This window comes from Pandoraea capi, from assembly GCF_902459735.1.
In the GTDB taxonomy this organism is placed as follows: domain Bacteria; phylum Pseudomonadota; class Gammaproteobacteria; order Burkholderiales; family Burkholderiaceae; genus Pandoraea; species Pandoraea capi.
Window position 1 is genome coordinate 501009 of record NZ_CABPRV010000002.1, and the last position, 25058, is coordinate 526066.

General features: G+C 65.3%; 17 protein-coding genes. 8 read left to right on the forward strand and 9 right to left on the reverse strand.

Features of this window, described 5'->3' with window-relative positions; genetic code table 11:
- Window positions 1–31 precede the first annotated feature (31 nt).
- From PCA20602_RS05680 to PCA20602_RS05700, 5 genes are all read left to right on the forward strand, one after another.
- Window positions 32–1180 carry an aromatic ring-hydroxylating oxygenase subunit alpha gene (locus PCA20602_RS05680; RefSeq protein ID WP_150720355.1) on the forward strand — a complete coding sequence of 383 codons (1149 nt, stop codon included), beginning with the start codon at window positions 32–34 and terminating at the stop codon, window positions 1178–1180.
- Between the two features lie 56 nt (window positions 1181–1236).
- Complete coding sequence (locus tag PCA20602_RS05685) at window positions 1237–2448, forward strand: ABC transporter ATP-binding protein (protein ID WP_150720356.1); 1212 nt, start codon at window positions 1237–1239, stop codon at window positions 2446–2448.
- Window position 2449: 1 nt separating this feature from the next.
- A complete protein-coding gene (locus tag PCA20602_RS05690) occupies window positions 2450–3505 on the forward strand; it encodes an ABC transporter substrate-binding protein (RefSeq protein WP_069343172.1) in 1056 nt (351 codons plus the stop codon).
- A gap of 64 nt (window positions 3506–3569) precedes the next feature.
- A complete protein-coding gene (locus PCA20602_RS05695) occupies window positions 3570–4841 on the forward strand; it encodes an ABC transporter permease (RefSeq protein ID WP_150720357.1) in 1272 nt (423 codons plus the stop codon).
- 37 nt (window positions 4842–4878) lie between these two features.
- Complete coding sequence (locus tag PCA20602_RS05700; protein ID WP_069343170.1) at window positions 4879–5706, forward strand: ABC transporter permease; 828 nt, start codon at window positions 4879–4881, stop codon at window positions 5704–5706.
- Window positions 5707–5752: 46 nt separating this feature from the next.
- On the opposite strand, the gene PCA20602_RS05705 is transcribed toward PCA20602_RS05700, so the two are convergent.
- Window positions 5753–7009, reverse strand: coding sequence for an MFS transporter (locus PCA20602_RS05705; protein ID WP_150720358.1), 1257 nt, complete (start codon window positions 7007–7009; stop codon window positions 5753–5755).
- A 336-nt stretch (window positions 7010–7345) separates the two neighbouring features.
- Between PCA20602_RS05705 and PCA20602_RS05710 the strand changes: the two genes are divergently transcribed.
- Window positions 7346–8596 (forward strand): NAD(P)/FAD-dependent oxidoreductase, encoded by a 1251-nt coding sequence (locus tag PCA20602_RS05710; protein ID WP_150720359.1) that lies wholly within the window; start codon window positions 7346–7348, stop codon window positions 8594–8596.
- Window positions 8597–8676: 80 nt separating this feature from the next.
- On the opposite strand, the gene PCA20602_RS05715 is transcribed toward PCA20602_RS05710, so the two are convergent.
- From PCA20602_RS05715 to bcsB, 8 genes are all read right to left on the reverse strand, one after another.
- Window positions 8677–9612, reverse strand: a complete 936-nt coding sequence (locus PCA20602_RS05715) for a universal stress protein (RefSeq protein WP_174980827.1) — start codon at window positions 9610–9612, stop codon at window positions 8677–8679.
- A 256-nt stretch (window positions 9613–9868) separates the two neighbouring features.
- The gene (locus tag PCA20602_RS05720; protein ID WP_150720361.1) at window positions 9869–10867 is read right to left on the reverse strand and encodes an aldo/keto reductase; all 999 of its coding nucleotides are present in this window, start codon (window positions 10865–10867) and stop codon (window positions 9869–9871) included.
- A gap of 215 nt (window positions 10868–11082) precedes the next feature.
- Window positions 11083–12726 carry a cellulose biosynthesis protein BcsG gene (gene bcsG, locus PCA20602_RS05725; protein ID WP_150720362.1) on the reverse strand — a complete coding sequence of 548 codons (1644 nt, stop codon included), beginning with the start codon at window positions 12724–12726 and terminating at the stop codon, window positions 11083–11085.
- Window positions 12727–12860: 134 nt separating this feature from the next.
- On the reverse strand, window positions 12861–15518 hold the full coding sequence (bcsA, locus tag PCA20602_RS05730) for a UDP-forming cellulose synthase catalytic subunit (protein ID WP_150720363.1): 2658 nt from the start codon (window positions 15516–15518) through the stop codon (window positions 12861–12863).
- Window positions 15515–16309 (reverse strand): cellulose synthase operon protein YhjQ/BcsQ, encoded by a 795-nt coding sequence (locus PCA20602_RS05735; protein WP_150720364.1) that lies wholly within the window; start codon window positions 16307–16309, stop codon window positions 15515–15517. Before PCA20602_RS05735 ends, bcsA begins: the two co-directional genes overlap by 4 nt.
- A gap of 3 nt (window positions 16310–16312) precedes the next feature.
- A complete protein-coding gene (locus PCA20602_RS05740) occupies window positions 16313–20185 on the reverse strand; it encodes a cellulose synthase subunit BcsC-related outer membrane protein (RefSeq protein WP_150720365.1) in 3873 nt (1290 codons plus the stop codon).
- On the reverse strand, window positions 20170–21435 hold the full coding sequence (gene bcsZ, locus PCA20602_RS05745; protein WP_174980829.1) for a cellulose synthase complex periplasmic endoglucanase BcsZ: 1266 nt from the start codon (window positions 21433–21435) through the stop codon (window positions 20170–20172). Before bcsZ ends, PCA20602_RS05740 begins: the two co-directional genes overlap by 16 nt.
- Window positions 21436–23784, reverse strand: a complete 2349-nt coding sequence (bcsB, locus tag PCA20602_RS05750) for a cellulose biosynthesis cyclic di-GMP-binding regulatory protein BcsB (RefSeq protein ID WP_174980831.1) — start codon at window positions 23782–23784, stop codon at window positions 21436–21438.
- A gap of 285 nt (window positions 23785–24069) precedes the next feature.
- Between bcsB and PCA20602_RS25540 the strand changes: the two genes are divergently transcribed.
- Both PCA20602_RS25540 and PCA20602_RS05755 read left to right on the forward strand, forming a co-directional pair.
- A complete protein-coding gene (locus tag PCA20602_RS25540; RefSeq protein ID WP_174980833.1) occupies window positions 24070–24390 on the forward strand; it encodes a hypothetical protein in 321 nt (106 codons plus the stop codon).
- Window positions 24391–24396: 6 nt separating this feature from the next.
- A complete protein-coding gene (locus PCA20602_RS05755; protein ID WP_150720367.1) occupies window positions 24397–25047 on the forward strand; it encodes an HAD-IB family hydrolase in 651 nt (216 codons plus the stop codon).
- Window positions 25048–25058 lie beyond the last annotated feature (11 nt).

Here is a 25058-nt window from a genome sequence, read left to right on the forward strand (position 1 = left end):
GAGGCGAAGCGGCGAATGAACGGAGGGCTTCATGGCTGACCAGACAGGGACGATCGCAGGGCAAACGCTCATCGACGCACTGCGTGCCGGTGGCGAACGCTCATTCGACGATGCACGGGCAATGCCGCCCGGCGTGTATACGTCGCCCGACTTTCTCGCTCGCGAGCAACACGGCATCTTTGCCAGAGAGTGGCAATGCGTGGGGCGGGCCAGCGTGCTCGCTGCGCCGGGCGATTACCTCACGGCCCAGATCGGCGATCAGCCCGTCGTGGTCGTGCGTGACGAGCAGGGTCAACTGGCGGCGATGTCCAACGTCTGCCTGCATCGCATGTCCGTGCTGCTCGAAGGACGCGGCAACATCCGTCGCATCGTCTGCCCTTACCACGCGTGGAACTACGGCCTCGACGGTCAGTTGAAAGGCGCGCCGATGATGGACGAGCAAGCGGGCTTCTGCAAGGAAAGCTACCGGCTGCCCGCGATTCGTTGCGAGCAGTGGCAAGGCTGGATCTACGTCACGCTCGATCCGCATGCGCCGCCCGTCGCCCGGCAACTGAGCGAACTCACCGAGCTGATCGCGCCTTACGGCATGACCGACTACATCGAAACTTTCTATGAAGAGCATGTCTGGGATACGAACTGGAAGATCCTTGCCGAGAACTTCATGGAGAGCTATCACCTGCCGATGCTGCATCGCGCCACGGTAGGGCCGCATTCGAAGCTCGAAGAGATGGAATGCCCGCCGGGTCTCGCGGCGTTCAACTATCACTGGATCACCAAGGAAGCGAGCCTGCCGATCGGCAACGCGCACCCTGACAACACCCGTCTCGAAGGCCACTGGCGCAAGACGACGGCGCTGCTGGCGATCTACCCGACGCATCTCGTCACGCTCACCCCCGGGTACTTCTGGTACCTCGTGCTCCAGCCGCGAGGCGTGGGACGTGTGCATATCCGCTTTGGCGGCGGGCTGGCGCCCGAGTTCGTCGCGGACCCACAGGCGCAAACTTACATGGCGTCGCTCAAGACACTGCTCGACGAAGTCAACGCCGAAGACCGGCGTGGCGTGGAAGCCGTGTTCCGTGGCGTACACGCACCGCTGGCGAAGCCGGGCCATCTGAGCCGACTGGAGCGCCCCAATTACGATTTCGCGCGCTATCTCGCCGCGAAGCTGGCTCAGCCCTGAGTGCCGGACCCGGTCTCACATCCGGCGCCGCACTCCGAAGACAGGACACCATCACGATGTCGAACCCTTCCTTCATTTCGTTCTCGAGCGTGAGCAAGTCGTATGACGGCGTGAATCACGTCGTCGACGACCTGAACCTCGATGTACGCCGCGGAGAGTTCCTGTCCCTGCTCGGCCCGTCGGGTTCGGGCAAGACGACCACGCTCATGATGCTCGCGGGTTTCGAGTCCCCCACGCACGGCGAAATTCGTCTTGACGGCCAGCGTCTCGACGACAAGCCCCCGCATCAGCGCGACATCGGCATGGTGTTCCAGAACTACGCGCTGTTCCCGCATCTCACGATTGCGCAGAACGTGGCCTTCCCGCTGTCGGTGCGACGCGTCGGACGCACCGAGCAGAATGCCCGCGTCAAGCGCGCGCTGGAGATGATCGAGCTGTCGCACCTGGCCAACCGGCGCCCCGCCCAACTCTCCGGCGGTCAGCAGCAGCGCGTGGCGCTGGCCCGTGCGCTGGTGTTCGAGCCGAGCGTGGTGCTGATGGACGAGCCGCTGGGCGCGCTCGACAAACGGCTGCGCGAGACGATGCAGTACGAGATCATGCGCCTGCATCGCGAGCTGTCGCTGACGATTGTCTACGTGACGCACGATCAGGCCGAAGCGTTGACGATGTCGGATCGCGTTGCCGTGTTTTCGGACGGGCGCATTCAGCAGGCGGCGTCGCCGACCGAACTCTACGAGAACGCGCAGAACGCCTTCGTCGCGAATTTCGTCGGCGAGAACAACGGATTGACCGGACGCGTCGTGCGCGCCGCCGACGGCTGGGCGACCCTCGCACTGTCCGACGGCAGCCTCATTCGCGGGCGCTGCAATGTCGAGGCCACCACTGACGCAACGACCGATTCGGGGTTGCGTACCGGCGACGCCGCCATGCTCGCGCTGCGTCCCGAGCGCGCGCACATTCCCGGCCCGGACGGCGTGCACGCCCCGGAAGAACACAACGTCGTGCGAGCGCGCGTCGACGAACTCGTATACTGCGGCGACCATCATCGCGTGCACCTCACGCTCGGCTCGCGCGATGCCATCGTCGTCAAGGTCCCCAACACGCAGCGTCATGCCCTGCCCTGCACGGGCGACACCATCGATGTCGCATGGCGTCACGACGACTGCAAGATTCTTGCCGCAAGCGCGCCACGTGCCACGCCGGCCCCGGTTTCTCCCGACGCACCTTCCCCATCCCTGATCCTGACTGCACCTGCCGGAGCCAACTGATATGCGCACCTCTCTCAAAACGCACTGCGCCGCCCTCGCCGTCCTGGCCTTCGCCACCACGGCCACGACGACCACCTACGCCGCCGAAACCCTCAACGTGGTGACCTTTGGCGGCGCCTTCGAGGCAGCGGCCAAGAAAGCCTGGTTCGAGCCGTTCACGCAGGCCACGGGCGTCACGTTCGCGACCGAGTCTTATGACGGCGGTCTCGCCAAACTCTCCGCCATGGAGCAGGCGAAGAACACCACGTGGGACCTGATCGACATGGAAACCAACGACGCGATCACGGCCTGCGACGAGGGACTGCTCAAGAAGTTCGACAAGAAGACCCTCGGCAAGACCAGCGACTTCATTCCCGGCTCGATCAGCGAGTGCGCCGTCGCGAGCATGGTCTGGTCGACGATCTACGCCTTCGATGCGAGCAAGCTGAAAACCGCACCCACGACGGTCAACGACTTCTTCGATTTGCAGAAATTCCCCGGCAAGCGCGGGCTGCGCAAGTCGCCGAAGGTCACGATGGAATGGGCGCTGATCGCTGACGGCGTCGATCCGAAGGATGTCTACAAGGTGCTCGCCACGCCCGCCGGCGTCGACCGCGCGTTCAAGAAGCTCGACACCATCAAGAAGAGCATCGTCTGGTGGGAGTCCGGTGCACAGGCGCCGCAGTTGCTCGCCGACGGCGCTGTCGTCATGGTGCAGGCTTACAACGGCCGGATCGACGACGCTGCGAAGAAGGACAAGAAGCCGTTCAAGGCCGTGTGGGACGCACAGGTCTACGACTTCGAATGGTGGGGCGTGCCCGCCGGCGCCAAGCATGCCGATGCGGCCGCCAAGTTCATCGTCTCCCAGTCGCAACCGAAGGCGTCTGCCGATCTGTCGAAATACATCGCCTACGCGCCGCCGCGCAAGGACGCGATTCAGTACGTCGACAAGCAACGTCTGGCCGATATGCCGACCGCGCCGGAGAACTTCAAGCGCGCCGTGCAGATCAACGCGAACTTCTGGGCCGATAACGCCGACGCCATCAACAAGCGCTTCCAGGTGTGGCTCACGCAATGACGTGTAGCGCTCCTGATATTCGCGACATTCGAGACCAATCGGCGCACTGTACGAGATAACGCCCATGCCCGCATCGACCCACGCCACGCCTCCCGGTGCCCGACCGAGCACCGATGGCCCCGTCGTCCCGGAGGCGCTTGCCGCGTACCGCCGGGTGCAACGGCACGCGTCGATGCGGGCGCTGTTGCTTGCCTTGCCGCTGATCGTGTTTCTGCTCTCGACGTTCATCGCGCCGATTGCCATGCTGCTCGCCCGCAGCGTGCAGAACCACGAGGTCACCGAGGGCATGCCGCAACTCGCCCGCGCCCTGAACGCATGGGACGGTCACGATGTCCCCGGTGAAGCGACCTTCGCGGTACTGGCCGCCGACCTGAAGCAAGCCCGCGAGAGCGGTCAGCTCGGCACCATCGCACGACGGATGAACTTCGCGCAGCCGGAGTTTCGCAGCCTGCTCATGCGTACGGCGCGCGCGGTCGGCGACGAAGCGCCGCCCGCGTGGAAGCCTGCGTTGATCGAACTCGACGCGCGCTGGAATGCGCCTGAGACGTGGCGTCTGCTCAAACGCGCCGCCACATCGCCCACGCCCGACTACCTGCTCGCGGGTATGGACATGCAGGTCACACCGCAAGGCGCTGTCGCGTCGGTGCCGGAGAATGCGTCGGTGTACCGCGAGGCGTTCGTGCGCACGGTCTCGATCAGCGCGACCGTGACCGTGCTTTGCCTCATTCTCGGCTATCCGGTCGCATGGCTGCTCGCGAATCTGCCCGATAAGCAGAGCAACCGCCTGATGCTGTTCGTCATCGTGCCGTTCTGGACGTCGCTACTCGTGCGCACGACTGCATGGTATGTGCTGCTGCAACCCGGCGGCGTCATCAATAGCCTGCTGTCGATGCTCGGTCTCACCTCGCATCCGGTCGCCCTGATCTTCAACCGGACCGGCGTGCTGATCGGCATGACGCACGTGCTGCTGCCTTACATGATCCTGGCGATCTACTCGGTGATGAAGAGCGTCTCGCCCGTCTATATGCGCGCGGCGAAGTCGCTCGGCGCACACCCGTTCACGGCGTTCGTGCGGATCTACATCCCGCAGACGTTCCCCGGCGTGGGCGCGGGCTGTTTCCTCGTATTCGTGCTGGCGCTCGGTTACTACATCACGCCTTCGCTGCTGGGAGGGGCCGGTGACGAGATGATCAGCCAGCTCATCGCCATGCAGACCAACACGCAGCTCAACTGGGGCCTTGCCGGGGCACTCTCGGCTTATCTGGTGATTTTCACGGCGGTCTTCTACTTCATCTTCAACCGCATCGTCGGCATCGATCGTCTGCGCTTCGGCTGACCCCGGACGCAGCGCGAGCCACGCAGGAGAGACGACCATGCAGGACAAACGCAATACGGTGTTGGCAGAGCGGGTGGCGTGGCGCTGGGTGCGTCTGCATACGGCGCTCACGCTCGGCTTTCTGATCGCGCCGATTCTTGCGATCATTCCGCTGTCGTTCAACGCGGGTTCGTATTTCTCGTACCCGATGACAGGCTTCTCGATGCGCTGGTACGAACAGGCGCTCACGAGTCCGGACTGGCAGCGCGCGCTGCTCAACAGCCTCGGGATCGGCGCGGCGTCGACGCTGATCGCCACCTGTCTGGGAACGCTGGCCGCATTGGGCCTCTCGCGCTCGCAGTTTCCGCTGCGCTCGGTCATCATGCCGATCATCGTCTCGCCGATGATCGTGCCCATCGTCGTGGTAGCCGCGGGCTTCTATTTGATCTTCGCGCCGCTCGGGCTCGTCAATTCGTACCCGGGCGTGATTCTGGCGCACGCCGCCCTGGGCACGCCCTTCGTCGTGATTACGGTGACGGCCTCGCTGCTCTCGTTCGATCAAAGTCTGCTGCGCGCCGCCTCGGGTCTTGGTGCCGCGCCGTGGGTCACGTTCCGGCGCGTGACGCTACCGCTCATCACCCCCGCAGTGGCGACTGGCAGCGTGTTCGCCTTCGCGACGTCGTTCGACGAGGTAATCGTGATCCTGTTCATCGGCGGACCAGACCAGAAGACGGTGCCGCGTCAGATGTGGAGCGGCATTCGCGATTCGATCGATCCGTCGATTCTGGCGGTCGCCACGATGCTCATCATCTTTGCCGTGCTGCTGTTCGCGAGCATCAACTGGCTGCGCGCACGCGCCGCAGCGGCCAGTCGGGCGATGGGCTGAGCGCAGGACGGTCCGTGTCGCCCCACACCTGCTCAGCCCATCCACGTCAATGCGACATCGACGCACCCGGCGGCAGCGCCCCCTGTCTCGGCGCCTCGGCACCGGTGCCCAACACCACACCGCGACGTTCACGTCCGAAGTAGATCATCACGGCGATCACCACTGCGACAGTACCGGCAACCAACGCCATCGCCAGTCCGAAGTTGCCGTCATGCGCCTTGGCAATCCAGGCCTGCAAGTTACCGTTGACCGACGCGAACAGATTCCCCAACTGATAGACCAGTCCCGGGAAGGTCGCGCGAATCTCGTCGGGCGAGAGTTCGTTCAGATGCGCCGGAATCACGCCCCACGCCCCCTGCACCGAGATCTGCATCAGGAATGCCCCGATGGCGAGCAACACCGCGCCGCTCGAGAACGCCCACAACGGCAGCACGGGCAAGGCGATCAGCGAGGCGATGATGATGGCGCGGCGGCGTCCGATCTTCTCCGAGATCGCACCGAAGAACAGCCCGCCGATGATGGCGCCGATGTTGTACGTGATCGCAATCCAGCTCACGGTGTGCGTGTCGAACTTGTGCTGCACTTGCAGGAACGTCGGGTACAGATCCTGCGTGCCGTGCGAGAAGAAGTTGAACGCGGTCATCAGCACGATGGCGTACAGCGCCAGCTTCCAGTCGCGGGAGAGCACCTGAACGAAGTTGGCCCGTGGTGCGGCGCTCGTCGACTCCCCTTTTTGCCACGCGGGCGATTCGGGCACATGACGTCGGATGTAGAACACCAGCAAGGCCGGCAGCACGCCGACGAAGAACATGCCGCGCCAGCCGATGCTGTCGTAGAACAGCCCGTAGACGACCGACGCGAGCAGATAGCCGCTCGGATAGCCCGCCTGCAACAGACCGGAGACGATGCCGCGCGAATGGGTGGGCACGCTCTCCATCGTAAGCGCCGCCCCGACCCCCCACTCGCCGCCCATCGCGATACCGAAGAGCGCGCGCAGAATCAGCAGGACGGTGAGGCTCGGCGCGAAGCCGGAGGCCAGTTCGAGCAACGCGTAAAGGAGCACGCTCGCCATCATGGCCGGGCGTCGTCCGAACTTGTCGCCGAGGCGGCCGAAGAGGAACGCGCCGACCGGACGCATCGCCAGTGTGAGCAGCAGCGCGAAGGTCACGCTGCCCAGCTCGGTATTGAACTCCTTCGCAATGTCCTTGAGTACGAACACCATCAGGAAGAAATCGAACGCGTCCAGCGTCCACCCAAGATAGCTTGCCGTTACCACATGCTTCTGTTCTTTAGTCCAGGCCATGGTGTCTCCTCCATCGGCGGCAATGTTGCGCGACGAATTCACTCTACGCCCGAAAACCGCGCACCATGCAAACGTGGGGGAAAACGCCTCGAAACCCGCATGAATACTGAGGGATGCCTTATACGACGGGGGTTTTGCCTGTCCAAACCACTCTTCGGGGATGGACGTCGATATCTGCCGCGCATCGCGACGGAGGCAGGCGAAGCGAGCCAATTCGCGGCGTGCAGAAGCCATCCGGCGGTATCCGGGACGCCGTAGGCACGCCGATGCATTACACTGACGCCCAAATTCACCTGACTTCCTCCTGCTTCCTTCGCCTCCTTGGCACTTATCTCCATGTCCGAAGCCACCTCCACCACCCTCATCCTCGGTGCCGGTCAAGCCGGCGGCGAAACCGCACTCGCGCTTCGTCAACTCGGCTACACCGGCCGCATCGTGCTCGCCGGCAGCGAAACCCATCTGCCGTATCGCCGTCCGCCGCTCTCGAAGGCGTTCCTCGCCGGACAGGCCGATGAAGCCAGCCTGCTGATCCGTCCGGCCGATGGCTGGGAAAAGGCCGACATCGACGTGCGCCTCGGCGTCACCGCGACGGCCATCGACCGTGCCGCACGGACCGTGTCGTTCGACGATGGCCAAACCGTAAGCTACGACCATCTCGTGCTCGCGCTCGGCGGGCGCGTGCGTCCGCTGCCGATTCCCGGCGGCGATGCCCCCAACGTCTACTATTTGCGCAACATCGCCGATGCCCAGCGCCTGCGCGAAGCCCTCGCACCGGGCAAGCGCGTGGTGGTGGTCGGTGGCGGGTACATTGGCCTGGAAGTGGCGGCGAGCGCCGTCAAGGCCGGGGCCTCGGTAACGGTGCTCGAAGCTGCGCCGCGCCTGCTGGCGCGCGTGGCAGAGGCCGATCTGGCCGGGTTCTTCGCCACGCTGCATCGCGAGAACGGTGTGGACGTGCAGGTCGGCGTCGGTGTGACGGCGCTGGAGCAGAATGCCGACGGGCAGGTCGTAGCGGTGGTGGCCGGTGAGAAGCGTCTGGAAGCGGACGTGGTCGTCGTCGGTATCGGTCTGATCCCGAATGCGGAACTGGCACAGGCTGCCGGGCTCGCCGTCGACAACGGTATCGTCGTGGATGAATTTGCCCGCACCAGTGATCCCGCCATTCTGGCCGTCGGCGATTGCGCGCACCACGATCACCCGGTGCTGGGTCGCCGTATCCGTCTGGAATCGGTACCGAGCGCCAGCGAGATGGCCAAGGTAGCCGCGAGCGTGGTGCATGGCGACGCGCCGAAGGCCGTCGCCACCGCCCCGTGGTTCTGGTCGGATCAGTTCAACGCCAAGTTGCAGATGGTCGGTATGACCGACGGTCACGACGCGGTCGTCGAGCGTCGTCTGCCCGACGCACAGGGCGCCGCCGTCTTCATGCTGTTCTATCTGCGTGATGGCGCCGTCGTCGCCGCTGCAAGCATCAACCGCGCGCAGGAATTCATGGCGGCCCGCGAACTCGTCGGACGCCGTGCCGTGGTCGATCCCGCGCGTCTGGCCGACGCCGCAACGCCGCTCAAGACGTTGCTCGCCGAACTCGCCTGATCGACGGGAATGCGCACGTCGATACCCGTTCGACGTGCGCTCAGGACCTGGACCGCCAAGTGCTATCCCCCGCCCTCCGATCAGGACGGCGCTGCGTGTGCAGGTAACAACAGGACCGGACGGCCCGCGTGACGGGCCGTATCTTCGGCCACGCTACCCAGCGTGAAGCGACGGAAGCCACGTCGGCCATGCGTGCCCAGCACGATCACGTCGACGTCGGCGTCCTTGCCGGCCGCAATGATCTGATCGGCCACGCCCTCGCCGACCGGCTGAATCTCCCGCATCTCGATTTCGCCCGGCACCTCCGCCTCACGCAACCGTTTTTCCGCCCAGTGACGCACCTGTTCGCCCACGGCACGCACGGCGTCGAGCAGCGGCTCGGGATCGAACCCTGCGAGGAACGGTCCGGGCAAGTCCAGCACGTGCACCACGCGCATCGATGCGCCGTGCGTTCGCGCCAACGTCAACGCGTATTCGAACGCCTGACGCGACGTCTCGCTGTCGTCCATCGCAACGAGAATCCGTTCGTAATGCCCGCCCGAGCGAAGCGGCAAATGCGGCCGGGCTTCCCCCGCCACGAGCATCACCGGCACTTCGGCGCCGCGCAGAATCTGTTCGGCGACGCTGCCGAGCATCGCCCGGCGCACGCCGCTACGCCCGTGCGTGCCGACGATGATGATGTCCGCGCCCCACTCGATCGCCTCTCGCGTCATGGCCTCGGGAACCGTCTCCCCCGTGGTGCGCAGGTCGAGCAGATGCGCCTGCGCGTCGAAGCCTTCCTCACGCAGATACAGCACCGCCCGCGCGAGATGCTCCTCGCCTTCTCGCTGCATATCGCGGCGCACCTGTTCCAGATCGATGAGTTTGCCGAAAGCCGCCGTCAGCAGATTGACGGGGTCTTCCACGGTGTGAATGACGCGGATCACGTCGCCGTTGCGCGCAAAAGCGGCGGCCTCGCGCAACGCACGGCGGGACGACTCGCTACCGTCGGTCGCCAGCAAAATGCGTTTTGTCATGAGCAGCCTCGCGTTGGGAGCCGAAAGGAATGCCATGCATGGCACTCGTCATCGCGTGTTTCGCCTGACGAACACCGCACGACGTTTCTACTATACCGCCCGATCGAGCGCGAAAGCCACCCCATCGCGTGCCCTTTCGGGTGCGAAACGATCTTCCTGCGACCGATCCTTGATGCAACGCAAAACGCCACAGGCCCGCGTGAACGGGCCTGTGGCGTATGACGGAATGCGTCGGTGTGAAGCGAATGTGCGACGCTTAGCGCGCGGCGTCGCCCCAGCGGTAGGCGTGCGAGGCGTCGTCGAGCTTCGCCTTGAGTTCGGGCGGCAGTTCGTAATCGATAGTGCCGAGCGTTTCGGTCAGTTGCTCGACGCGGCTCGCGCCGATGATCGCCGACGTCACGACCGGATTGGCCAGCACCCATGCCAGCGACAGGCGGGTCAGCGACTCACCGGCGTCCTGCGCGATGCCCTTGAGCGTTTCGATGGTCTCGAACTCGCGTTCGTGCCAGTAACGCTGCTGATACATCGCACCGGCCTTGCCGACAGTCGCGGCCGTGAAGCGGCCTTCGGTCGGGGCCGCGTCATGACGATACTTGCCCGTCAGCAAGCCCCCGGCGAGCGGGTTGTAGGGGATGACGGCCAGCCCTTCCTCGCTCGCGAGCGGCAGCAGTTCGCGCTCGATCTGACGAAACAGCAGGTTGTAGCGCGGCTGGACCGACACGAAACGGGCCACGCGCAGCACGTCGGCACGACCCAGCGCGCGGGCGAGACGGTAAGCGAGGTAGTTCGACACGCCGACATAGCGCGCCCTGCCCGACTTCACGATGATGTCCAGCGCTTCGAGCGTCTCGTCGATGGGCGTGTCGGTATCGTCGGAATGAAGTTGGTAGAGATCGACATAGTCGGTGCCGATGCGCGAGAGCGACGCGTCGATGGCGCTCAGCAGGTGCTTGCGCGATGCCCCCTTGTCCCACGGCGACGGTCCCATCTGGCCGCAGGCCTTGGTCGCCACGATGAACTGATCGCGACGGCCTTTCAGCCAGCGGCCGACGACCTCTTCGGTGCGTCCGACGAGCGACGTGTCAGCGCCCAGCGGATAAACGTCGGCGAGATCGATGAAGTTGACGCCCGCCTCGGCCGTGCGATCGAGGATGGCATGGCTGGCGGCTTCTTCGGTTTGCAGACCGAACGTCATGGTGCCGAGGCACAGGCGGGAAACAGTCAGGCCGGTGCGGCCGAATTTCGTATATTGCACGGTAACTCCCGGAGTTTTCGAGGGCACAAACTGCGCTGCCCGCGTGCGCGGGCAAGGTGCACAGTATGCGCGATTCCGGAAAAACGCGTACGAGGTCGCCGCACGCACTCGAACAATGACGATGCCCCGCCGCACCGCCGTCACATCGACGCCAGTCCGGCGTCACGGCCTCGTCAGTTCGTCGTCAGACCACCGTCAGGTGACGGTCATCTTCGCTATTCGAGCGACTTCAGGTCGAGCCAGACACCGTCGGCGCCGCGAATCAGCATCTTGCCGCCGTACTTCATCACGGTCGTCTGTTCGTTGGCCGCCACGAATGCCGTCTGCGGGAGGTCGTTCGCGTATTGCGCCAGATCCGGCGTGCCCGCAAACGGGTTGTTCGCCACCAGATGCGAGATCAGCGTCATCATCGCCAGATAGCTCGTGGGCGTGGATATCGTCACCGGCGATCCGCGCGAGGCCGTTGCACCGTCGCCGAAGCCAACGAGTTTGACGGCCACCGGCACGTGCGTAATTTCCGGCAGCGGAATTTCGCGCATGCCCGATATCTGCAACTTGCTGCCGCGCAGCGCCGCCCCGTGTTCCGGCACGAAGACCACGACCGCCTTGCGGCCCGACTTGGCGATGGTGTCGATGAACTGGCTGAAGTCGTCGAACAGCGCCTTCGCGCGCACCGGATAGCTCTGCACGCTGGTGAGCTTCGAGCCTTCGAGACGATTGCCGTCATGCAGCGAAATGGTGTTGTAGTAGAGCGCTACGCGTTTGTCCGACATGGCCGTGCGCTGCTTCCACCACGCTTGCAGCACATCGCCGTCGGAGCGGATCGGGGTTTCGTCGAACGCTCTCATGGCCACGCGCGCATGCGTGTTGTCGAACGGCGTGACGCCCGGCACGTTGAAGTTCTGCTGCACTTCCTGCATGAAATTGTCGAAGTGCCCGTCGTGGTTCATCGCCAGCGACGGCGTGAAACCGAGGTTCTTCAGGTCGCTCATCACGTAGCACTGCGGCCCGGCCTGATCGTACAGCGCCTTGTGCGTCGGCTGGCCGCAGCCGGCGCGCAGCACACGGATCGCTGCCGGGCCGCTGTAGCTCGCCGCCGAGTTGAAGTTCTTGAACACGAAGTCGAACTTTGAGAGCAACGGCTGATTGTCGAGGTTGTCGACGTCGAGATCGTCCTGCGCGAGCGAGCAGATATGCAGGAAGATGATGTCGAAGTCCGGACCCGCCCCCGCCTGTGCGGGTAATGAGACCGAGCGCGTGAGTTCGCGCGAATAGAAACTGTTGAGCGCGGCGTTCGGATTCGCATCGAGCGGCACTTCGCCGTCGCCCGTCAGGAATGTGCTGCCGCCGCCTGCGCCCGCCGAGGCATTGCCAGCCCCTTCGCCCGCCCCCGCCGCGAGCGCCGTGGTGTCGCCCTGCGCGGCGACCACCGGCGAGACGGAGACCAGCGTCCCGACACGCAGCACGCCCGGCACGATCAGCAGGGCAAGCAGCACGAAGGTGGTCACGCGCACCCAGCGGTTCACGATCCAGTACGCCAGCACCATGATGGCGAGCAACAGCCAGTCGCGCGCGGGCACGAAACGTCCGAGCAATTCGATGATGTACGAGAAGCGGAACTGCATCAGCGCCGGCAATTGCTCGATGAAGCGGGCGAACGGCGGCAGATTCGAGTCGTAATAAAGCAGCGCCGCGCCCAACGGAATGGCGATCACCTGCCGCGCGATGCGTGCCCAGCGCGGACGCAGCCGCACCACGAGAAACAACGCGAAGATAAAGTTCGGCAGCACGTGAAAGCCGATGATGCCTGCCCACAGCAGCAACAGCTTCAGGATGAAATAGAGGTTCCAGATGCCCATCGTATGGTTCCCTTGGGTCGCCGCGCCATTGACGGCTCACGTTCTGCCGATGTCTCGTTGTCTCGCCTGATGCGTCGGATCGTCGCCGCACGCATCGGGCCTGTTGTGCCGTCTTACGTCTTCGGTCTTGAATCTTACGTCTGCCGTGCGCCGCGCAGGCGGTTCTGCCAGCGCGTCACCAGTTTGCCCAGCAAGTAGTTGGCGAGCACCTGATAGCCGCGCAGGCCCATCGCCAGCATTTCGAACAGCGCCTTGATCGGTTCGTCGCGCGTGCGCTCGGCGTCCCAGTCCCGCCATGCGTCGGCGCGCCCGAACGTGAACTGCACGAGATGCTTGTCCTGCTCGGCCGTGAGCGGCAGGAACGACAGGAACAGATCGTGACCGCGCGCACCCACCACACTCACCGGAAAGCCGTATTCGGTCGCGCCCCGCGCGAGTGCTACGTGCGCCTCGGTGCCCACCGCCGGATCGATCGCCACCGGCAGCACCAGCGCCAGCCCGCCGCCGGAGAAGTCGCGCGTGTGGCAAGCCATTGTCCGGCCATCGGGCAGATACAGCGTCGCGGGCATGCGCATCGACACGCGGTGCGTGCGCCGCACTTGCTTGACTTCCGTCGCCACCGCCACGGCCGCGCCCAGCACCGCGAGGTTGAACGTCACCCACAACAGGTTGAAGACCAACGCGCCGGATTCGTGCGCCGGGCCATAGAAGTAACGCAGGATCCCCGCGAGAAAGCCCGCCACGTTGAAGCCGAGCAGCACCAGATACGGCTTCGAAATGCTCCAGTCGAAGAAGCTCTGTTCGATCAGACCGCCCTTGGCCGTGACGTTGAACTTGCCGTAGCGCGGGTTGATGAACGCGACGGTCGTCGGTAGCGCGACGTACCACGCCAGCACGGCTTCGTAGACGTCCGACCAGAACGAGTGGCGGTACTTGCCCTGAATCCGCGAGTTCGCAATGTTCGCGTGCGCGATGTGCGGCAGCACGTAGGCACAGATGCTCAGCGCCGCCGCCTGCACGATATGCAGCCCGAAGAACAGATAGCAGATGGGCGCGAGCAGGAAGATGATGCGCGGAATGCCGTAGAAGAAGTGCAGCATGCCGTTCGCGTAGCAAATCCGCTGCCCGAGTTTCAGGCCACGCCCGAACAGCGGATTGTCGACGCGGAAGATCTGCGCCATGCCGCGCGCCCATCGAATGCGCTGGCCCACGTGACCGGAGAGCGACTCGGTTGCCAGACCGGCGGCCTGCACCACCTTCAGATACACCGTGTTCCAGCCGCGACGGTGCATCTTGAGCGCCGTGTGCGCGTCTTCCGTCACTGTCTCGACGGCAACCCCACCGACTTCGTCGAGCGCGGTGCGACGCAGCACCGCACATGAGCCACAGAAGAACGATGCGTTCCAGAAGTCGTTCCCATCCTGCACGATCCCGTAGAACAGACGCCCTTCGTTCGGCACCGCGCCACGCGTGGCCAGATTGCGCTCGAACGGGTCATCGGAGAAGAAGTGGTGCGGCGTCTGCACGAGCGAGCATCGATCGTCCTTGAGGAACGAGCCCATCGTCGTTTGCAGGAACGAGCGCACGGGGATGTGATCGCAGTCGAAGATCGCGATGAACTCGCCTTGCGTCTTGCCGAGCGCGTGGTTGATGTTGCCCGCCTTCGCGTGGCGATTGTCGGGGCGTGTCATGTAATGCACGCCGGCGGCTGCCGCGAATTCACGCATCTCCTGACGACGTCCGTCGTCGAGCAGATAGATGTTGAGCTTCTCCGGCGGCCAGTCGATCCCGCAGGCGGCATAGACGGTCGGGCGCACCACGTCCAGACCTTCGTTGTAAGTCGGGATGTAGACGTCGACACTCGGCCACAGACGGGGATCGGGCGGCAGCGGCGTAATGCGCCGCTGCAACGGCCAGATCGTCTGGATGTATCCAAACAGCAGGATCATCCACGTGTACATCTCGGCGGCCACGAGCGTATAACCGACAGCGGCTTCGGCAGCCGTGTCGAACGCCAGCGATTGCGTGAGACGCCACCACACATAGCGGATCGTCGACGTGAGCGACAGGCCGATGAGCACCAGCACCGAATACTGGCTGTCCAGCCGCCGGAACACCAGCGCCAGCGTCAGCGTGCAGATCGAGAACAGCAGTTGCGAGAAGGGGTCGAACGGGGTCGTCACGATCCAGAACACCCCGATCAGACCGAGCAGCGCGACCACCGTCGACGTCACGCGCCACTGCATCACCTTTTCCAGCTTCTTGTCGAACTTGTGCGCGAGTTCGGCGGGCGTGTCCGGGGGAATACCGAAGAGCGACTGCACCAGCCACAGGCGCAAACGTTCGTTGCCCGAGCGGAACGCGAGCCAGGCGGTGTACGGCGGGAAGGCCGGACGCCTGTCGGGCCGACGCCATATCATCGCTTTGACCAATGACCAGAAGCGCGTATCGGTCGGCACGTCGAGCCGTTGCGTGACACGCTCGTTGAACCACGCGAGCGCCCGGCCCGGATGATCGGGGCGACCGGTACGTGCGGGCTGAAACACGAGGCGCAGCCACCAGTCGCGCCATTCGTCGAGTTGACGGACATCCAGCCGCACTGCCAACCGGGCCACCAGATGATCCGTCATCTGCGAGATCCACAACCGGTGACGCGGCGAGCGCACCGTTGCCGCAAGCAGCCATTGCATGACGCCGGGCGTGCGACCGTCCGGACGATTCGGCAGGACGAGGCGTATCGCGAGAATGTCGCGTCCGAGCCGGTAGAGGGAACCGAGTGCGTCGCTGATCATGCGCGTGTGCCTCCCGGTCCGCTGCCGGTGCCCGGCTTGCCGTCGGAGGCGTCTTCCGTCGCCGTCGCACGTGCCAGCCACGCTTCGAGGTGGACGAAGTCGAGTGCGGCCTGCGAGCCATCGCCAGCCCTGGCAAGCGATCCGCCGTTCGCCGCCGCACGGCCGACGGCGTCATCACGATGGATGCGCAGGGGCACGACCGCATCGCCGCCGCGCGCCTGAATCAGATGGAGCAGATCGTTGTTCAGCGGCGAATTCGATGCCGCCAGATTCGGCACCATCTGCGCCCTTCCCCGACAGGCCGTCATCAGATCGGATTGCGTGACGTAGCCGGTCGTCGTCACCGGCACCACGCCCAGCACCAGATCGGCAGCCGCCACGGCGGCCTGTGCGATAGTGTCCGGCAGGCGCTGCGTGTCGATGAACACGCGGGTGCCCGATGGCCATCCGAGCGCATCGAGCTGACGACGCAGGCCACCCGCATCCCCGCTCAGCCATGCGCCGAAGGCCGTCAGGGTGGCGGCGTCGTTACGTCCAGCGGGCAACAGCGACACGCCTTCGGGCGTCTCGCGCAGTACGGCCCGCCAGCCGTCCGGCGCGACGCCCGGCGACAGTACGCCGGTCTCGCACGTCTCACGCAAGCCCAGCAGCGCACCGATGCTGTTCTGCGCGTCGAGTTCCAGCACGGCCGCCGGATGCCCGACATGCGCGAGCTGTGTGGCGAGATGCGCGGTCACCGTGCTGCGTCCGGCACCGCCGGCACTGGAGACGATAGCGATGAGCGTCAGCATGGGTCAGTAACTCCAGATCGGCCGGACCGGCGACGGCGGCATCGGCACGTCGCCACGACGGGCATCGAAGTGATAACGCATATAGACGAGGAAGCGATTCGGCGCGTAGTAGTCGGAGCGCTCGAACTGCACCTGAGCGCCGATCACCCAATGGCGGTTGACCCAATACTCCGCGCGTCCCGTGACCGAGAAACCCACGCCGAAACCGCCGCCCGAGCCGTACGTCAGATCGCCGCTGGCGGCCTGCAACGCGCCATTGGTCGGGAAGTACGGCATCGCTTTCTCCTGACTTTGCGAGAACGACACCGACCCGCGCAGGTAGTAGGACCAGCGTTGCGTGCGTCCGTACCATTCCAGCGGCAGCGTGAGCGAGACGTAGGTCTGTGGGCTGTAATACCCGCCGTGGCCGTAGGTGTAATACCGCTCGTTCTGCGCGAAGCTGTCGAAGAACAACGTGACCCCCGTGTTCAATCGCATGTCGCGCTTGTAGATCAGCGGCAGGTCGACACCCGCGCGCGCCGACACTTCCGAGTTGTTCAGCACGTTCTCGCCGGTCAGACGCGCGACGCTCGCTTCGCCGAAGATGCCCCACTTCGTGAAATCGCGTGACGCGTGGAACGTGATCGCATCGCGGCGCACGCCGCCCCATTTGCCGTCGCCGAAGATTTCAGGCAGCGGCAGATAAGCGCCCGCATACGACACCATGCTGCCGGTCATCGGCCGACGTGACGCGTCGACCCAGTAGTTGTAACGGCCCAGATTGCCGAACAGACGCACGCCTCCGGTCACGTACGAAATCGGGAAACCGATCGGCGTGTGGCCGATATCGGCGCGAATCCAGTCGTTTTCATATCCCAGCATGAGCGCCTGCCCATGCGCCTTCTGACGCTTGGTGCCGTAGTCGCGCAGCAGGCCGGGGTTGGCCGCACGGAACGCATCCACGTTGAGGAACGGCAGCGTGCCGAACTCCGACGTCCCGTTGAGCGGCAAGTCGCCCGAATCGGCGCTGACGTAATCCGTCTGCGCGAAGACGTGACCGTCGTAGCCCACGGCGTACTGCCCGTACAACGGCACAGCGCGCGCATTGAACATGGAGATGCCGCCGTCGCCCTTCTTCTGATCGATTTCGTAGCCCGCCGCCACGTAGCTGTTACGACGCGACTCCAGCGAATCGATGGCCGACTCGGCGGACGTCATGCCGTCGTATCCCGGCAGTGCGCCCTGCACGATCTCTTCCTTGCGTGCCTGGTCGTACCAGCCTTTGGCCTCGTTGTAGTGCCGCTGCGACTGGGCGATGCGACCCCGCTGTACGGTGACGGCCGACGTGTCGGGAAACTGGGTTCGCAGCCGGTCGTTCAGGGCGATGGCCTCGTCGTAGCGCTCCATCGCGGTGAGACGTCGCACGGCGGCGAGTTGCGTCCAGACGTCGTCGGGCGCGGCCTCGGCCAGCGCGCGGTCGAGTTCGCGGTTGGCGGCTTCGTCGTCCTGCAATTCGTACAGCACGCGCACCAGCGACAGACGCGCATCCTGATTCGTCGGGTCCTGCCGGATCTGGTCCTCGGCGATCTTGCGGGCGTCGTCGTAGCGGCGCTCGTCGAAATAGATGTCGCCGAGCGTCGAGAGCGCACGCTTGTCCGGCGGCCGACGCGAGAGCAACGGTTCGAGCTTTTCCTGCGCCGTGCGGAAGTCGCCCAGCGCGCGTGCCTTGTCGGCCTGCCGCAGCGCCAGACGATCCTGCAGGTCCTGCCATTCGTCACGCTGGTCGGCGCCGAGTGCGGCCGGATCCATGCGTGCGAGGAACGTGCCGAGTTCGGTGTCGCGCTCAGCGGTATTGAGGAGTTCGGCGTAACGGAGTTGGGCGTCCGGCTGCGGCTTGTCGGCGTGCGCGGCGAGCCAGTCGCGCATGAGCGCGAGGCCCTGCTCCGGTTGTCCCGCGCTCACCCGGGCGCGCGCGACTTCGCCGATCAGTTCCGGATCGTTCCCCGCCAACGTGAGGGCTTCGGCGTAACGACGCTCGCTTTCGTCCTCGTTGCCCGCAGCATACGCTTCGCGTGCCAGACGCGCCGTGTCGCGAATCGCCAGCGTCGTGCGCATGCGCTGGATCGACGGCGTGACGTTCGCCGCAGGAATCTGCGCGAGCGATTCGCGGGCGCCGGCTTCGTCGTCGATCACATTGAGGTAAATGGCCTGCGCGTAGAGCATCTGCGCGCGGTCGTCGGGTTCGAGCGGCTGACGCATGCCTTCGGTCATGACCTCTCGGCCGATCTGCGGCAGCCGGAGCTTGCGGTACAGACTGGCGAGCGCGTAGCGTGTCCAGGCGTTGCCCGGATCGAGTGCGACGGCACGCTCCAGCGCGGCCAGCGCCGGGCCGTTGTGACCTTCGGCGATAGCGCGATCGGCGTCGTCGGACAGCGCGGCAGCCTCTGCCTTGTCGAAACGCGTCTTGTCCTGCGGGAAACGCCGACGCAGGTCGCCCAGCAGGTTTGCCAGCTCGGTGCGTCGCTGCTCACGCGAGTACAGCGTAATCATGCCGCGCAACGCCGTATCGTTGTCCGGCTCGATCTTCAGCGCCTGCTGGAAAAGTTTCTCGGCGTCGTTGTCGCGCTTGTCGTCCAGCGCAATGTCACCGAGCAACGCCAGTCCGTCGGGATTGTTCGGGTCGCTGGCGAGTGCGCTGCGTACCAACCGGTCGGCATCTGCGAGACGGCCGGCGTCGCGGGCATCGCGCGCGTCGGACATCGCGCCCCAGAACTGCGAGGTTCTGAGCAGGCTGCGCCATTTGCCCGCGTTATCCGCGTCCTTTCGCATCGCCTGTGAAAACAGCTCCTGCGCGCCTTTGTGGTCGCCCTGACGCATCTTCACGAGGCCCAGCGAGCCGAGCAACTCGCCGTCGTTGGGACGTTTGACACGCGCCGCGTCGAGCGACTTCTCGGCCTCGTTCAGCCGTCCCTGATCCAGCGCCTTGATGCCCGCCTGCCGCGACTTGTAGGCGGGATCGTTGAGCATTCGCGTGCGCGCTGCCTGCTGTGCCCCCAGCTTGTCGTACGCCGCGCGGATATCCGCGTCGTTCGGCGCCAGTGCCAGATAACGCTGATACAGCGGCAACCAGGCCAGGTTGCCGTCTGCCTTCGAGAGCCCTTTCTGCCAGAGCGGCAACAGCGCGTTGAGGTCCGCATTCGGACGTGCCGCCAGCTCCGCGACCATGCGCGTGCCCGCCAGACGGCTCGACGGCCGGTCGATCATCAGTTCGGCCAGCGACTGCGACGCACGCGAATCCTCGGGCGATGCCTTCGACAGATTCGCCAGCCCCTGTTGCGCTGCGGGCCAGCCGTTGGTCGCATTGGCCTGTGCACGGTAGTACTCCACACCGAGTTCGCCGCTGGGCGGGCCGTCGGGGAACAGTGCCTTGTACTCGGCGAAGGCGGCGTCGGCCTGTCCGCTGCGCTGGAGCAACCGGGCGCGGGCAATGCGGGATTTGTCGACGGTATTGATGCGAATCACGTCGGCCAGCGCTTTGGTCGCCGGTGCATTCGGATAGCGCGCACGCAGCGTCTGCAACGCCTTGTTCGCGTCCGCTGGTTTGTTTTCCTCGATGTCGATCTGGCCGAGTAACGAGAGCACGTCGGGTTGATCCGGCTGCACGAGCAAGGCCTTCTCGAGCGCCGCGCGGGCGAGATCGTTGCGATGCCGCGAGTGCCAGAGCGTGGCGCTCGCGAGCAGGTTACTGACGTCGCGATTGGCCACAGCGGCGCCCGGCTTTGCCGTGGTGTTCGCCGCATTCGTCGGGGACGGCGCGGGCGCAGCGCGCACGTGCCCTCCGCTGGCCGCCATCAGCAGGCAGGTCATGCAGGCGGAGCGGATCAGCGTGTCGCGCAAACCGCCTCCCAAGGCACTTCCAGCGTGCCGTCGGCCGCGAAGCGAAAGCGCGCCTCGTGCCAGCCGAGTCCGAACAGCGAAAGCACCGAGCTGTAATAGCCCGGCGGCGATTGGGCGTCCAGTGAGCGGGCCCGGTCGGCCTGCCCCCGGGCGAGTGCCGTGTCACCCACGGCTTGCAGCAGCGGGACGAGCGCCGCCGAGAACCCGGCCCCACCCGCCTCATGTCCCTGCTTTGCCTTGCCATCTCGCGTGTCGACCCGCTCGGGCGGTGCGCCGTGCGCGGCCACGTACTTGAGCATGCCGCCGAAGGTGTGCATCAACGCGCGGAAGTCGTCGCTGCCCGGGGCGAGCATGCCCGCCCAGAGATAGACCCGAATCGCGTTGTAACTCCCTTCGCCCTGCGTCTCGGGATCGACTTCGAAGCCACGTCCGGCGCGATACATCGCCCATTCGGGGGCGAAGCCCAGCGGCGGCGCAGTGAGCGTAATCTGCTTGAGCGATGACGCAATGAGTTGCCCCCAGCCGCTATCGGGAAACAAGCCTGCGAGACGCCGTACCACTTGCATCGGCACGTAGCTGGGGTTGAGTCGCCACAGGTCTTTCGCCGGATGAAAACCCACAGGGGCGGGTAACAGCGTGCGCCCCAGGCCGGGGATGAAGTCGGTCTCCTCGGACGCAATCCGACGCGCCAGGAGCGCCCCGAGCGCGGTGTAGCGACGCACCTTCCACAAGCGTCCCGCTTCGCCCAGCGCGTAGGCGATCCACATGTCGGCATCACTCGCGGGGTTGCTGTCGAGCACCGCCCACTGGCCGTCATCCTTCTTGCCCCAGAGCCACGCGGGCGGATGCGCCGTCAGATCCCCTTGCGCGAGATTGTTGACGGTCCACTCCAGCACCTTGTCGAAGGTCGCCCGGTCATTGGCGACGACGGCAAACATGAGGGCGTACGCCTGCCCTTCGGAGACCGTGCGCAGGTCGGGCATGCTGGGGTCGACGACACGGCCGTCGTCGCTGAGGAATCCGGCCTTGAAGCGGGTCCAGGCAGGCCAGTCGACCGGCGGGCATGCCCGGGAGACGGTCGACGACGCGGCCGTGGCCGCAGATGCCGCAGGCGCCGATGCTCCCGACGGCTTGGCGGGCGCACCTTGCGCGGCGGACGTCACACCGGCGAGCATCGGCCCCGCGCCACAGGCGACGAGCGCCCGCAGCACGGCCCGACGGCGCCGGCTGTCAGCATCGGCGCGTGTCATTTACTTCTCCAGCCGACGTGCCGCGCGACGCTGCAACCAGCCGAAACACTTGAGCGCGATCGCGAACGCCGCCAGCAACGCAACGAGACCCACCAGAATCGGATGACTCGAGAGGTGATAGCGAATGCGCGTCCACCAGCTCACGTCGCCCACGAAGTACGTCTGCCCCAGCCGGTACGAATCGGCGCGATCCCCATGGATCACCGCCAGATCGCCGTGGATGGACGTCTTGTTGTTGTCGATGGCGTCGACGACACTCAGCAACGCATCGTCGCTAGAGGCATTGATCGCCACCACTGAGCGCGCACTGCTGACCGGCGACTCGAAGCCGACCAGCGCCGCGAGCGGACCGCCGGACTGTGCGTCCATACGCGCCGGACCGATACGACTGGCGGCGAGCGCCGAGCCGGTCGCCCCGTCGCCCCGATAGCCCTGCGGCTGGGACTGCATCACGCGACGTGTCTGATCGATGATCAGCGGCAGATTCTTGCCCCACCTGGTCAGCAGATCGGCCGCGTCCTTGCCGCCCACGACCAGCAGATCGCGATCCTTGAAGCGGTCGGTCTGCGTCGTATCGAGCACTTCGAAGCGATCGGCATACGCACCTGTCGAGCGGCCGAACTGGCCGAGCGTGGAGAACACCGTTTCCAACTCCGCCTTGTCAGGCGTCTTCGACACGACGACCGCCGTCTGCGCCAGATCGGCATACTTGGTGAACGGGAAACCGCTGCCGACGAAGAAACTCAGGTTCGGCATCTCGGCGTAGTGCGGCAGGCCGCTGAAATCGATGGTCGAGTCGGCGTCGATGGCCGAACGTGCCGCATTGGTGATCGTCTGGCTGCACATGCCTTCCTTGTGCGGCTCCATCGCGAACTGGAACGACAGCGAGTTGCGCGACGCCACCTGAAACGCCGGAATGCGTACTTCCTTGCGATCGGCCATGGTGCCGTCGGAGAGCAGTTCGACCAGCATATGGCTCTTGTCGCTGCTCGCCCCCGCCGAGCGCAGGCGATACGCGCGCACGAACTGATCGTTGATCGATACGCTCATCGACGAGTCGTCGGGCTTGACCGGCGGCGTATAGCGATACTTCAGATCCATCGGCACGCCCGTGTTTTCCCACGTGAGCAGGTCGGCCGGCAGATTCAACTGGATGCGGATCGGCCACGGCATGTAGCCGCTGCCCTGCAAATCGGCCGGATTGTCGACCAGTTCGCCCAGCTTCACGGGACGATCGGTGCGCACCCAACGCGGCGCGTCGTAAGCCGGGCGCGGCGGCAAGGGCTGGAGTGCATCGATACGGGCCGAGTCGCCCGAGAGTGCGGCGCGGCCGGAGACGAGCGCGAGCGCAGCCGTCTCGAGATCCTTGGCATCACGCCCCTGAAGCACGAGCAGCTTGAGCGATGGATCGTTCGGATTCGAAACCATGCGCAGCGTAGGACCATCGACCTTGGGCAGATCGAGGCCCGGCACCATGGTGTCGTTGGTGACGAACGCGATCGCGTGCTTCGACGGCAACGCACTCACGCTGACCGGGAAGCGCGTACGACGATAGTCCCCGATGGCGCCGGCCCACGTCGCCACGACCCCGGCGGCGTGTACCACGGCGAGCGAGGGCTGCGCGCCGAACACGAACGGGATGGACTGATCGCGGTTGTCATGCCGGTCGAAGAATGGCGCGGGCAGCGTCGACAGGTCGTTGCGCAGCGTCAGCGGCTGCGTGCTCGTGACGATCTCGCTCTGCGGACTGACGTCGGCCCACAGGCTGGAGTGCATCGGGTCCTCGCACTCCATCGTGTAGTGCCCGATGAGCACGAGGCGCACGCGATTGAAACCGGAGAGCATGCGCGGATCGAGCGGAATCTCACGGATGAGATTCTTGCCGCCGTCCGCCTTGTTGAACGGCAATGTCGCGATCAACTCTTCGTTGAGATATACCTTGAGTTGCGAGAGATCGGGGATCAGCGCCGGGGAATAGGTGTAACGCAACCGGAGCAGTGCCGAGGCCACCGTCTGATCGAGTCGGATGCCGAAGTTGACGTCGCCCGACCCTTCGGTGCCACGCAGGCGCAGCCCGTTCGTCTGCCCCAACTGAGCAAACGTGACGGTGCGCTGACTCGCGCCGGGGGCAGCCTGCATCGACACAATGGACGCGCCGCTATCGGTCGAAGCGCTCGCGGCCGAGGCGGGCTCAGGCGCAGCGGCAGTGCCCGCAGGCGCCTTGCCTGTACGGCCTCCCGTTGGCGCCGCTCCCGCGAGCATGACACCACCGGGGTCCATCGCTGCGGCGACCAGCAGGCAGATGGCGGTGACTTTTGTGTATCGCGACCAAGACGCTCGAAGCTGCATGTCAGATGCCTCCTCTGTTCTTGTGCTGCATATTCGCCACGTCGTCACGCGCAACGCTCCATCCGCCCGACGTCTCATCACGTCGACAGGCAATCCGAAGATTGCCAAGGTCCGGCGGGACAGCGTTACTCGTGTGTTCGGAATGGCACGTTGCGCCATGCTAGCTTGCCTCGGTGTCAATGAGCAAGCAGGCGCCCTCCTACAAGTGTCGTGCCACGGGCACATCGGTCGACCTGTTGGCATGGCGATTGCCGTGCCTGCAAAGCACCGTATAGAATGCCCGGCATGAGCCCTCACGAATCTTCGGAACTCGCGTCGTCCGCCTCTGCCAATGGCAGCGGATCGGCCATGCCCGTTCGCGAACAGGCGTGCGCACAAGCCGCCGACGCGATGATCGAACGTCGCTATCCGTCGGACGTCGACCGATTGCGTGAGGTCGTCGGCACCGATGTGCTGCCGTTCTACCGGGACGAACAAGCGATCGTCGCCAGCCGGGAGGCCAGCGAGCGCTGGCCGCATCTGGTTGCGGTCGCGGCTTCGCGGGACGGTTCCGATGGTCGCGGCGCGGGGCTCGATACCGCGCCACGTTCGGCGCAGGCGAACTGACTTCGCATGCCGGACACCTCCATCGTCGCCGCCTTCGACTTCGACGGGACGATCTCCACTACCGACAGTCTGCGTGTGTTTGTGCGAAGCACTGTCGGCACGCCGCGCTTCGTGCTCGGCGCATTGCTCGCCGCCCCCTGGCTGCTTGGCGCCGCCTTCCACCTCATAGACCGCGGCACCGCCAAGGCGGCGTTCCTGCGCGCCACGCTCGGCGCACGCCCCCGGGCGCAGCTCGACGCCGATGCGCAGCGCTTCGTTCAGGATCGACTACCGGCACTGCTGCGCCCTGAAATGCTGGCGCGCGTTCGGCAGCATCGGGCGTTGGGACACCGGATCGTGCTCGTCAGCGCCTCGCCCGGCGTGTATCTCCGCCCATGGGCAGCCTCCGTCGGTTTCGAGGCAGTCCTGTGCACCGAACTCGCTTTCGATGCGCAGGACCGGTTCGCCGGCGTCTTCGCCAAACCGAACTGCTGGGGACCGGAGAAAGCACGACGTCTCGAAGCGTGGTGGGGACAAACACCCCCACGTGTGCTCTTCGCCTATGGCGATAGCCGTGGCGACAAAGAGATGGCCGAGCGCGCCGACCATGCGTGGATCCGGGGTCAGGGCAAGCTCATGCCACTCACCGACGCCGACGCGCGCACGCGCGCGTCATGAGTTCACCCACG